The sequence below is a fragment of the Gordonia alkanivorans genome (assembly GCF_004011905.1).
Classification (GTDB): domain Bacteria; phylum Actinomycetota; class Actinomycetes; order Mycobacteriales; family Mycobacteriaceae; genus Gordonia; species Gordonia alkanivorans.
Genome location: NZ_CP027114.1, coordinates 527,989 through 538,715 on the forward strand (window position 1 = coordinate 527,989; position 10,727 = coordinate 538,715).

12 protein-coding genes are annotated in these 10,727 nt (G+C 68.0%); 2 read left to right on the forward strand and 10 right to left on the reverse strand.

Annotation, left to right across the window (positions count from 1 at the left end; all coding sequences use genetic code 11):
• Nucleotide 1: 1 nt before the first annotated feature.
• The 10 genes from C5O27_RS02435 to C5O27_RS02480 form a co-directional block, all read right to left on the reverse strand.
• Nucleotides 2-334 (reverse strand): hypothetical protein, encoded by a 333-nt coding sequence (locus C5O27_RS02435; RefSeq protein ID WP_127961833.1) that lies wholly within the window; start codon nucleotides 332-334, stop codon nucleotides 2-4.
• A gap of 246 nt (nucleotides 335-580) precedes the next feature.
• Nucleotides 581-952, reverse strand: a complete 372-nt coding sequence (locus C5O27_RS02440) for an Rv3654c family TadE-like protein (RefSeq protein WP_006359044.1) — start codon at nucleotides 950-952, stop codon at nucleotides 581-583.
• Nucleotides 949-1,350 carry a TadE family type IV pilus minor pilin gene (locus tag C5O27_RS02445; RefSeq protein WP_006359043.1) on the reverse strand — a complete coding sequence of 134 codons (402 nt, stop codon included), beginning with the start codon at nucleotides 1,348-1,350 and terminating at the stop codon, nucleotides 949-951. Before C5O27_RS02445 ends, C5O27_RS02440 begins: the two co-directional genes overlap by 4 nt.
• Complete coding sequence (locus C5O27_RS02450; protein WP_006359042.1) at nucleotides 1,350-1,565, reverse strand: DUF4244 domain-containing protein; 216 nt, start codon at nucleotides 1,563-1,565, stop codon at nucleotides 1,350-1,352. The genes C5O27_RS02445 and C5O27_RS02450 overlap by 1 nt, the downstream gene beginning before the upstream one ends.
• Nucleotides 1,566-1,689: 124 nt before the next feature.
• The gene (locus tag C5O27_RS02455) at nucleotides 1,690-2,064 is read right to left on the reverse strand and encodes a VOC family protein (RefSeq protein ID WP_127961834.1); all 375 of its coding nucleotides are present in this window, start codon (nucleotides 2,062-2,064) and stop codon (nucleotides 1,690-1,692) included.
• Nucleotides 2,065-2,118: 54 nt separating this feature from the next.
• Nucleotides 2,119-2,733, reverse strand: coding sequence for a type II secretion system F family protein (locus tag C5O27_RS02460; RefSeq protein WP_006359040.1), 615 nt, complete (start codon nucleotides 2,731-2,733; stop codon nucleotides 2,119-2,121).
• A complete protein-coding gene (locus C5O27_RS02465) occupies nucleotides 2,730-3,596 on the reverse strand; it encodes a type II secretion system F family protein (protein ID WP_127961835.1) in 867 nt (288 codons plus the stop codon). Before C5O27_RS02465 ends, C5O27_RS02460 begins: the two co-directional genes overlap by 4 nt.
• On the reverse strand, nucleotides 3,593-4,831 hold the full coding sequence (locus C5O27_RS02470) for a TadA family conjugal transfer-associated ATPase (RefSeq protein ID WP_006359038.1): 1,239 nt from the start codon (nucleotides 4,829-4,831) through the stop codon (nucleotides 3,593-3,595). The genes C5O27_RS02465 and C5O27_RS02470 overlap by 4 nt, the downstream gene beginning before the upstream one ends.
• A complete protein-coding gene (ssd, locus tag C5O27_RS02475) occupies nucleotides 4,828-5,886 on the reverse strand; it encodes a septum site-determining protein Ssd (protein ID WP_035754779.1) in 1,059 nt (352 codons plus the stop codon). Before ssd ends, C5O27_RS02470 begins: the two co-directional genes overlap by 4 nt.
• Before the next feature lie 1,038 nt (nucleotides 5,887-6,924).
• Nucleotides 6,925-7,680 carry a Fic family protein gene (locus tag C5O27_RS02480; protein WP_035754777.1) on the reverse strand — a complete coding sequence of 252 codons (756 nt, stop codon included), beginning with the start codon at nucleotides 7,678-7,680 and terminating at the stop codon, nucleotides 6,925-6,927.
• Nucleotides 7,681-8,089: 409 nt separating this feature from the next.
• Between C5O27_RS02480 and acs the strand changes: the two genes are divergently transcribed.
• The gene (acs, locus tag C5O27_RS02485; protein ID WP_127961836.1) at nucleotides 8,090-10,033 is read left to right on the forward strand and encodes an acetate--CoA ligase; all 1,944 of its coding nucleotides are present in this window, start codon (nucleotides 8,090-8,092) and stop codon (nucleotides 10,031-10,033) included.
• 181 nt (nucleotides 10,034-10,214) lie between these two features.
• A complete protein-coding gene (locus C5O27_RS02490; protein ID WP_006359034.1) occupies nucleotides 10,215-10,727 on the forward strand; it encodes a phage holin family protein in 513 nt (170 codons plus the stop codon).

Consider the following 10,727-nt stretch of genomic DNA (forward strand, 5'->3'; position numbering starts at 1 on the left):
GTTAGGACGCGAACACCGCCTTGTACCTCTCTGCCTCAGACGGTTTGAGATCACCCGACACACGGAGCACCGCATCTCCACGAACCGTGTCGTACTCCTGTCCGAGCATCGGGGCTCCCTTCAGCACCCGCTGGATGTAGTCGGCACGCGCTTGGGCTGATGCATGGTCTGGCCACTGTTCGACCATTGCCCCGCAGTCAACACCGATGCTGCTGCCCGGCAACTCGAGACAACCAACGCGCGAGTCTTCGATGACAAAGGCTGTCGTGTACCCGTTTGGGCGACCGATCAGATTGTTCGGGTCGTTTTCTTCGGTGATCTCAATGATCTTCACCACTTCGGGTATCGATGTCTTCAATCGCTCGGCCAAGTCAGAGGCAGTCAGAGGTTGAGCTGTCATCACCCCGGGGAGTGCGGAAGCTTGCCGAGGAGCATCTTTCTCAGACGAGCATCCCGCGAGTAGTACAAGTGCCGCGGCAGTGGCTACGAAGGCTCTAATCACGTCCGTAACCGTACGACGACCTGATTTGGCCGATCCCCAGACTCCGTTCTCTTGTCCGACGCGGGTAGCGCTCCACCGTCACTCGACCGGACCGGCCCGCGCGGACGCCGTGGCCGCCCGGACGCCGAAGGTGCCCAGGTCGACCGGGACCCGCACCGACACGAGCACGTCCTCACCGTCCGTTCGGCACGCGACCACCTCGACCGAAGGCCGTTGTGCCGTCGCCATTGCACGCGCAGCGGTGCAGGGTTCGGACTCCCCCGCCACGTGATCTGCGGCTGCGGCCAGCGCGGACAGGTCAGCTGCCGACTGAGCGCGGTGACGGGCGAGCACGGCCGCGCCGACGTAGATGACCATGACGAGAACTGCCGCGAGAGCGGCGATCGCGAACGCACCCAGCACCGTCGCATTGCCATGGTCATCTGCGACGAGACCGCGGACGGCCCTCACGGTTCGACGCCGGGCGCGAAGACCACCTGATCCTCGCCTCGCGGTTCCTTGGCGGCCACGGCCTGTGCCGACATCGTGAGGCCCGGCAACAACGCCACCGAGGTGCGCACCTGCGCGACGACACGTTTCCCCTGGACCGACACCAACACCACGGCCCGATCCCCCGCCATCCGCTTCGCGACCTCGCGCGCCGAATCGTCACCCGCTGCCGTCAGCCGTGCCGCCTCCCGCGCAGCGTCGGTACAACGGATCTGGGCCGTCACGCCACCGATCGCTCCGACGGCGAGCAGCACCGCGACCACGATCGCAGCGACCGCGTATGCCGCCTCGACCGTCACCATCCCCGCCTCATCCCGACCGATCTCCGCAATCCGAATCCTCAGCGCACGCAAGCACATCAGCCCACCGAGGTGTTGAGAGCCTTCCCGATGATGCCGGTCAGCGCACTCACGATGTTGTCCCCGGTGATCACCGTGTAGAGGATCGCCCCGAACGCCGCGGCCGCAATTGTGCCGATCGCGTATTCCGCCGTGGACATGCCGTCCTCGTCGGTGATCAGCCGCGTGGCGTGCGCACCTGCACGATCGATGAGACGAGAAAGGTTGTGGGTCATGGGTTCTCCTGTCGGGACGAGCGACCTTCGAGTTCTGCACTACTTGGACGCATCAAAGCCCCGCTGGGATCCATCGAGTTTTCGACTCCGCACCCCTCGAGGGGTGGGTTTGCGAGCGGACACCTCAGGCGGACGACCAGACGCCGAGCTCGTTACCGCTCGGGTCGGTGAAGTGAAACCGTCGGCCGCCCGGAAAGTCGTAGGGACCGTTGACGATCTGACCTCCCGCCGCACGCACCTTCTCAACCGTCACGTCGAGGTCATCGGAGTACAGCAGGACCAGCGGGCCGCCCCGGGTGGGCGCCGAGTCGCCGAGCGCGAGGCCGCCCGCCTCCGGCGATCCTGCTCCTCCCGGCCCGACGATTCCCGAGTAACCGGGTCCGTAGTCGTTGAACTCCCAGCCGAACGCGCCCGAATAGAAGGTCCGCGCCGCAGCCATGTCCGTGACGGTGAGCTCGACGTAGTCGATCGCATGGTGTCGGTGTCCGGTGTCAGCCATGTCTCCAGTGTGCTGGTGGGCACCGACAGTTCGTGAGCACTTCCGCGCTCGCAGTCAGAACGCGCCGAGCACCGTCGACGCCAGACCGACCACTACCGGCACGATCCCGAGACAGATGAACGCAGGCAGGAAGCACAGCCCGAGCGGACCACTGATCGCCACTCCGGCGCGCTCGGCCGCGGCCAGCGCATCGTCATGAGCGCGGCGTCGAACATCGTCCGCCAGTTCCGCGAGTCCGCCCGCCAGTGACGAACCGGCTCGGGCCGAGCGTCTGGCCAGCGCCGCGAGGGCTTCGAGATGGTCGTCGGCCGACCTCTTCGCCTCCGATGAATCCTCGAGCAGCGCCGCCCATGCGGTGTCCGGGTCGGCACCGAGTTGCAGCAGGTCAGCGACACGCGCGAGCGGCCGGGCGAGCGACGGCGGGGCCCGGCCGGCAACGACCGCCGCGGCGACACCCACCGGCAACCCGGCCCGGAGGCACACGGCGAACAGATCGAAGGCGGATGCCACGGCGAACGGATCCTCCCGCGGTGGACCCGCACCCAGCCATCTCGGCGAGCGGTCGGGGCCCGGCGGAGGGTCGACGACCCGGTACAGCCGCCAGCGCGGCGCGGGCCAGACCAGCAACCCCGCGGCCAAGGACGCCATCGCGATCGCCACCCCGGTCAACGGGCCAGCACTTTCCCGGTGATGCGTTCCGACCACGCGACTCCGGCTGCGGCCAAGACGGTTCCGACCATCAGCAGGACGCCGCCGAGACCACCGCCGAGGAGTACCTGGATCGGCCCGGCGCCGGTCGCCTGGCCCAGTGCAATACCGAGCAGGGGCAGACCGGCCAGCACCATCGCCGTCGCACGCGGCCCCGACAGGCCGGCACGTGTGCGGTCGGCGAATCCGCGGCGCGACCGCAGATCGGACCGCAACGCCGCCAGCGTGTCCACCATCGGCAGGCCGTACTGTTCGGCGGTCTGCCAGGCCACTCCGATCCGACGCCACGACGCCGCCCCCGACGCGTCCTCCGAACCCGGTGTCGGCTCCGGATCTGCGATCGCCGACCCACCGAGCGACGCTCGCGACGCCATCGCCTCGAGCCCATCGGCGATCTCCGAACAGCCACGACCACCGTCGGCCGTGCGCCGCCGGAGCTCGGCGACCGCAACCTCGCAGGCGTGCACCGGGGGCGCGCCGACCGAAAGTTCCGAGATCATCAGGGACAGCGCCAGCAGCAGGTCGTCCAACCGACGATCGAACCTCTTCTCCGCCTGTCGACGTCGTCGAATCCACATCACGAGCGCCACGACGATGCCCGCCGCAACCGCGGCCGAGAGCCCACCGAGCACCAAGGCCGCCACCGGTGCACCCGCGGCGAGAAACGCCATCCGATTCGACGATCGGGTGACGCGCGGCCTCCCCACGACGATCTGCAGGCGCTGCCAGGCCCGCGGCGGCGACCACAACAGGACACCGAACCCGAGGGCCACCAGGACCGGGGCCACCAGGACCGGGGCCATCGGCGGAATCCCGGACATCATGCCGACAGCCGGCGCGGACCAGCGGAGGTCCCGGGGTCGTCAGCGGACCGACCGCCGGGCGGTCGATGTCTGGCGAGCATCGTGTCGAAGAACGGTCGATGGTCGGTGAAACCACTGTCTCGCAACCAGATCGGCACGATGTCGACTCGCCCGTCAGGAGCACGCCGTACGACGCCGATCTCGACGAGCCCACGTGAACCGTCCGCTCGGCGCGCGACACCGAGCACCATCTGCAGGGCCGCGCCCAACTGGCTGTGCAACGCATCGCGACCCATCCCGCCCAGCGCGGCAAGGGCTTCCATCCGCGCCGGCACCTCGGAGGTCGAGTTGGCGTGCACGGTCCCGGCGCTGCCGTCGTGTCCGGTGTTGAGTGCGGTGAGCAGGTCGATCACCTCGGCGCCTCGCACCTCCCCGACGACGATCCGGTCGGGCCGCATGCGCAGCGCCTGCCGCACCAGCGCACGCACCGGAACCTCGCCCACGCCTTCGACATTCGCCGCGCGTGCCACGAGTCGAACCACTTGGGGATGGCGGGGCGCGAGCTCGAGGGCGTCCTCGACACACACGAGCCGCTCACGAGTGTTCATCTCGCCGATCAGCGCGTTCAGCAGCGTCGTTTTTCCGGAGCCCGTGCCGCCGATGACCAGGAAGGAGAAGCGGTGTCGGAGGATGTCACCGATGATCCCGACCACCTCTGCCGGGATGGCGCCGCCGGCGATCAGACTCGGCAGGTCCTTCGACGCTGCACGCAGCACCCGCAACGATATACAGGTGCCGTCGGCGGCGAGCGGCGGGATGATCGCGTGTAGTCGCACCGTGTATCCGCGCCGGCCGACGTCGGACAGCTGGCCGTCGACCCACGGTTGCGCGTCGTCGAGGCGACGTCCGGCGCTCAGCGCGAGACGTCCCGCCAGGCGCCGGACCGATGCCTCGTCGGGAAAGCGGATCGTCGCCGGCTCGAGTCCGCGTCCGCGGTCCACCCATACGTCGTCGGGACCGGCTACGAGGATGTCGGCGATGTCTGGTTCGGCGAGCAGTGCCTCCAGCTTTCCGGCGCCGGTGAGCTCCGTTTGAAGGAAACGGAGTGCCGCGAGGAGGTCGGTGTCGCCCAGGACACCGCCGGCCTCGGCACGGATCGCCTCGGCGATCACCGCCGGGCTCGGTTCCGCGGCATCTGAGGCCAGCCGAGACCGGACGCGTTCGAGCAGCTCGTCGTCAGTTCGATCGACTGTCACGCCGCTCTCCCCTGCCCTGCCACCCTCGAGTGGACGGCTTGGGCCGCACGTCCGAGCGGACTGCGGGGTCGGACGCGGAGCGGTCCACCCTCCAGCCGGACCGGAAGACGCGGGTCAGGCCGATACGCGGCGATCAAGGGGACCCCGATCGCGTCGGCGACCTGCGCGGGCCGCAGACCACCCGGTGACGGACCCCGGACCACGAGTTCGACGGAGACCTCGTCACCGATGAGCCGGCCGACCACCCGACGTGCCGCGGCGCAGCCACCGACCGACGGGGCGGAGACCAGCACGACGAGATCCGCCGAAGCGATCGCTGTACGGACGACCGGGGTGTCGGCGCGCGGAAGGTCGACCACCACAAGATCTCCGTGGGCCTGACCTGCGTCGATGACCGCGGCCACCGCGTCAGAGCCCGGCGCCCGCGTGGGGAGACGTTCCGAGGTCAACACCGCGAGACCACTCCCGGCACGTGGCAGGGCGTGGTGCAACGCCGTGCCACCGACGACGCCTCCGTCCAGCGACAGGTCCTGCCAGCGCAAGCCCGGGCGCTGCTCGATCCCGAGCAGCAGGTCGGCACCGGGCGCGACGTCGTCGAGATCGAGGAGCAGGGTGGACGATCCGTTCCCGACGCTGGTGAGAGCCACCGCCGCGGCCAGCGTCGATGCGCCGGCTCCACCATGTGCGCCGATCACCGCGAGGACACCCGCGGGCCGGCGGCGCGGTACGCGGACGTCGGTCAACGATCTGACCAGGCGATTCTCGTCGGACGGCAGCGCGGCCGCGTCGGTGGCCCCGAGGTCCATCGCCATCCGCCAGGTGTCGGCTCGCGGTTCCTCCGCACTGACGAGGATCAGACCGTCGCGACGCGGTGGATGTATCAGAGTGAGGACGGCGATCGCCGCCGGATCGGCCACCACGGCGCGGCTGGTGAGCCATTCACGGCGACAGTCGTCGGGCCGGGCGGCGACGGTGCGATATCCGGCGGCCGCCGCGCAGCGGGCGACGTCGTCATACAGATCCGGGTCGACGAGAACGAGCAGATCATCGGGCATGGCGTCGATGATGAGGCGGAGAAGGTCCCTCAGGAGCCCGCTCGCGGCCTCTGTGGACATCGTCGGCGGGCTGTGGAAAGAATCCACAGGACAATGGCCGAGCAGACTACAACTGGCAGTGAACGAATGTCCGCAAAGGCGGAGGCTTCCCCTAGATAGAAGACAACCCCGGCCAGGGGGGGAGGAGGCCGGGGTTGTCGCGTTTCAGCCCCGGGGGGTCGGGCTGAAACGCGCCGGTATCAGAACCGGGTACCGACGACTATACACACGGCTTCTGATTCTTTGCAAGTACAACAATCGTTCTTCGCAAATGTCCGTTCTGATCCTCGGGAGACCGACGAGGCTTATACACAGCGCTACAGCTAACACATTTTCTCAAGGAAACTTGCAGTTGGTGAATCTCGGACATCCGGGCCGTCCGCCGGGGTTGCGGACGACCCCGAAGGTCGGATCGTCATGACGAACCCGGAACCCATCGGGACCCCGAGACCCGCGTCGCGACACGCCGGCCACCGCACGCCGCGCGCCGGACAGCACCGTCTCGGATCGCGAATACCCTGCCCCGCAGTACTTCCCGTCGATTCCGGGAAGTCGTTCAACATTTGGACACCGATCACTTGATGTGACCGCGATCACGGTGTACAACAGTGGTACGGAAGTTCGGAGGGCCAAGCCCGATCCGGAAGAGAAGGACCGAGTCCCCGCTCCGAGCACTTCCCAGCACGGGCGGCAAGCACCCACGCGGAGCACGCCGCATAAAGGCAAAAGCGTTGTGCGCCTGCGAAATCGCGGCAGGAGAAACGACCGCCACATTAGTTGCGCCACTGCCTTCCCCCCGCCGGCGAGGAGCCCGGGGAGAATGGCCTTGAAGATGGCCGCACGTGGACGGTACGGGCGACCTGACCCGCGTTCAATCGCCGAGGCGGTGACCACAACCCACCAAGCACGCTTGGTAACTTGAGTCCGTGCTACGCGGGCGGCAACCTCGTCGGTAACGACAGGGAGGCCGCCCGCAGTGTTGTCCGGGGTCGGTTCGAACTACCCCGCCCGCGCCGCATCGGCAATCGACTTCGCCTCCGCCGCACCGGCTTCGAGCGCCTCGCAACAGAACACGAGCCAGTCCCGCAACCCGTCCGGACCACCCGAGGCGAAGGCCGCCGCCAGCGACCGATACTCACCCGCGCGCTTGAACCAGGTGACCTCCGGGACCCCCAGACAATGCGGGTCGAGTCCCGTCGCGGCGCCCACGAGCCTGGACACGGCACGCGCGACCACTCCGTTCGCAGTCGGGAAGGGCTGGAGCCCGAGAAGCTCGCCGTGCACCACCGCGGCGAGCACCGGCGCCGGCACCGACGTGGCACCGGTTATCAACTGCCCCAACAGATCGAGACGATTCGCCACATCCGTCTCGGGTCGCGGGCGGCCCAGCTCGTCGGGATTCGCGACGAGGTCGGCGGCGGCGAGCGTGTGCAAACGAGCGAGTGCCTGAGCAGGGGCGCGTCGGATCACGCCGGTGAGGGTCTCGAGCGATTCACCGTCGAGGGCCTGCGACACGCGCATCGCCCCCGCGAGAATCGGATCGTCGAAGTCCCCGTCGCGGCGTAGTTCCACGCTTCCGCCGTCGATCGCAGCCGACGACCGGCCCGCCCGCCACGACGCCTCGGTGGCCGTTTTGTCCCATCCGCGCAGGTTGGCGGGGTGCCGATGCACCGCGGACAGCGCGTCACGCGCTCGATCGGCAGCGTCGGCCACGCCGGGGAGGTCCAGCAGAGGAGCCAAAGGATCGTTGGTCACGCCCTGACGATAGTTGCGCGAACTCGTCGCGTGCTCCCCCGACCCCGGTCGGACCATACCCACGGCGCCTCGCTCCAACCCGGACATCGATGTAGTCCAACCGGTCGATGATCGAAAGGCCTCACGAACGAACCATGACGACACTTATTGTTAGTGATGGTTTCGAATATTCGCCCTCCGCCCATTCTTGCGGGCGCCTGAACAAGGCCGCGGTCATGCGTGAACAATGGGTGACGACCGCTCGTCGCGAAAGAGCCACCGCTCGTCGCGAATCGACCACGCTCATCGGAGCACCGGTACCCCGTTGCAACGTGGCGTGACTACGCTCACACCAGCGATCCGTCATCCCGTCGTGTCACCTTTACTCTGGGTTGATCCGCCGTCGAGAAGCGAAAGGCTCATTTCACTGATGTCCTCCACCACCGTCCAGGCGTTCCCGCCATCCGAAGAGTTCGCCGCGCAGGCCAACGCCAACGCCGAGATCTACGACCGTGCAGACGCGGACCGACTCGAGTTCTGGGCGGAGCAGGCGCGTCGACTCGATTGGGCCACCGACTTCACCGACACCCTCGACTGGTCGAACGCACCGTTCGCGAAGTGGTTCGTCGGAGGCAAGCTCAACGTCTCCGTGAACTGCGTGGACCGGCACGTCGCCGCGGGCAAGGGCGATCGCGTCGCCATCCACTGGGTCGGCGAACCCGGCGACACCCGCGACCTCACCTACAGCCAGCTGCTCACCGAGGTCAGCAAGGCGGCCAACTACTTCACCTCCATCGGCCTGCAGGCCGGCGACCGCGTCGCCATCTACATGCCGATGGTCCCCGAGGCCCTGATCTCGATGCTCGCCTGCGCGCGCCTCGGCCTCACCCACTCCGTCGTGTTCGCGGGCTTCTCCTCGGGCGCCCTGCGCTCCCGCGTCGACGATGCCGAGGCCAAGCTCGTCATCACCACCGACGGTCAGTACCGACGCGGCGAGCCCGCCCCCCTCAAGACCAACGTCGACGAGGCGCTGGGCACCGGCGACGACGCCGCGAAGTCGGTCGAGAAGGTCCTCGTGGTGCGTCGCACCAATCACGACCCCGACCTGAACTGGGTCGAGGGACGCGACGTCTGGTGGGAGGACACCGTCGACCAGCAGTCCGACGTCCACGAACCGGAGGCCTTCGACTCCGAGCACCCGCTGTTCCTGCTCTACACCTCCGGCACCACCGGCAAGCCCAAGGGCATCGTCCACTCTTCGGGCGGTTACCTGACCCAGGTCAGCTACACCTTCCACTACGTCTTCGACCACAAGGAAGGCCGCGACGTCTTCTGGTGTGGCGCCGACATCGGCTGGGTGACCGGCCACTCGTACCTCGTCTACGGGCCGCTCTCCAACGGCGCCACCGAGGTGGTCTACGAGGGCACCCCGAACTCCCCCAACGAGCATCGCCACTTCGAGATCATCGAGAAGTACGGCGTCACGATCTACTACATCGCCCCGACGCTGATCCGCACGTTCATGAAGTGGGGCCAGCAGATCCCCGAGGCCCACGACCTGTCGTCGGTCCGCCTGCTCGGCAGCGTCGGCGAGCCGATCAACCCCGAGGCGTGGAGGTGGTTCCGCGAGGTCATCGGCGGTGGCAAGGCACCGATCGTCGACACCTGGTGGCAGACCGAGACCGGCGCGATCATGATCTCGCCGCTTCCCGGCGTGACCGCGACCAAGCCCGGCTCGGCGATGAAGCCGCTGCCCGGCATCAGCGCGAACATCGTCGACGACCAGGGCAACCCCGTCGGCGTCGGCGAGCAGGGTTATCTCGTCCTCGATCAGCCGTGGCCGGCGATGCTGCGCGGGATCTGGGGCGATGAGGAGCGCTTCCGCGACACCTATTGGTCGCGTTTCGCCGAGCAGGGCTGGTACTTCGCCGGTGACGGCGCCCGCTACGACGAGGACCACGCCCTCTGGGTCCTCGGCCGCGTCGACGACGTGATGAACGTGTCCGGCCACCGCATCTCCACCGCCGAGGTCGAGTCGGCCCTCGTCGGGCACTCCGGTGTGGCCGAGGCCGCGGTCATCGGCGCCGCCGACGAGACCACCGGCCAGGGCATCGTCGCCTTCGTCATCCTCCGCGAGGGCGTCGAGAACACCGGCGACGAGCTGATCGCCGAGCTCCGCATGCAGGTGTCGGTGGAGATCTCCCCGATCGCCAAGCCGCGCGAGATCAACGTCGTGCCGGAGCTGCCCAAGACGCGTTCGGGCAAGATCATGCGCCGCCTGCTCAAGGATGTGGCCGAGGGTCGCGAGCTCGGCGACACCTCGACGCTCGTCGATCCGTCGGTGTTCGAGGCGATCCGCTCGAAGAAGTCCTGACGCTCGCGAGCCCGCTCCTCAGGGAGCAGGAACGACTGCGTCGATGCGCCGCCGGTGACAAGTTCACCGGCGGCGCATCGGGCTCTCGGCGGACTTTCACCGGCATCTCGCCGGGTGGGCCGCCACCTCGTGAGCCCACACATGGCAACATATGGCCATCAGCCGAACAACGGAGGATTCTGTGAGCCCCAACGAGCACGGCCTGCCCGAAGCGGGCCGGGACTCCGTCCCGTCGATCCCACTCTCGGACGCGAACGCCGGTCCCAACGGCGAGCCGAGCATCGGGAGCCTGGTCAAGGACGCCACCGCGAGCGTCTCGACCCTGTTCCGGTCCGAGGTCGCCCTCGCCAAGGCCGAGCTCGTCGGTGAGGCCAAGAAGGCCGGCGCGGGTACGGGTCTGCTGATCGTCGCCGGCGTGATGGCGCTGTACTCCAGCTTCTTCTTCTTTTTCTTCCTGGCCGAACTGCTCGACGAGTTCGTGTGGCGCTGGCTGGCGTTCCTGATCGTCTTCCTGATCCTCGTCGTGGTCACCTGCATCGCGGCGTTCGTCGGCTACATCTTCTTCAAGAAAGTCCGTGGACCGAAGAAGACGATGGAATCGGTCAACGAGTTGTCGACGGTGCTGCCCCACCGCGGCCCCGGCCATCCGCAGGCCCCGGCGCACCCGAGGATCCCTCCCGCCCGCGAGGGGTGA

Coding starts and splice junctions, on each gene's coding strand:
- C5O27_RS02445 (WP_006359043.1), bottom strand. CDS start 1,350: ATGTGCTTGCGTGCGCTGAGGATTCGGATTGCGGAGATCGGTCGGGAT.
- C5O27_RS02450 (WP_006359042.1), bottom strand. CDS start 1,565: ATGACCCACAACCTTTCTCGTCTCATCGATCGTGCAGGTGCGCACGCC.
- C5O27_RS02455 (WP_127961834.1), bottom strand. CDS start 2,064: ATGGCTGACACCGGACACCGACACCATGCGATCGACTACGTCGAGCTC.
- C5O27_RS02465 (WP_127961835.1), bottom strand. CDS start 3,596: ATGATGTCCGGGATTCCGCCGATGGCCCCGGTCCTGGTGGCCCCGGTC.
- ssd (WP_035754779.1), bottom strand. CDS start 5,886: ATGCCCGATGATCTGCTCGTTCTCGTCGACCCGGATCTGTATGACGAC.
- acs (WP_127961836.1), top strand. CDS start 8,090: ATGTCCTCCACCACCGTCCAGGCGTTCCCGCCATCCGAAGAGTTCGCC.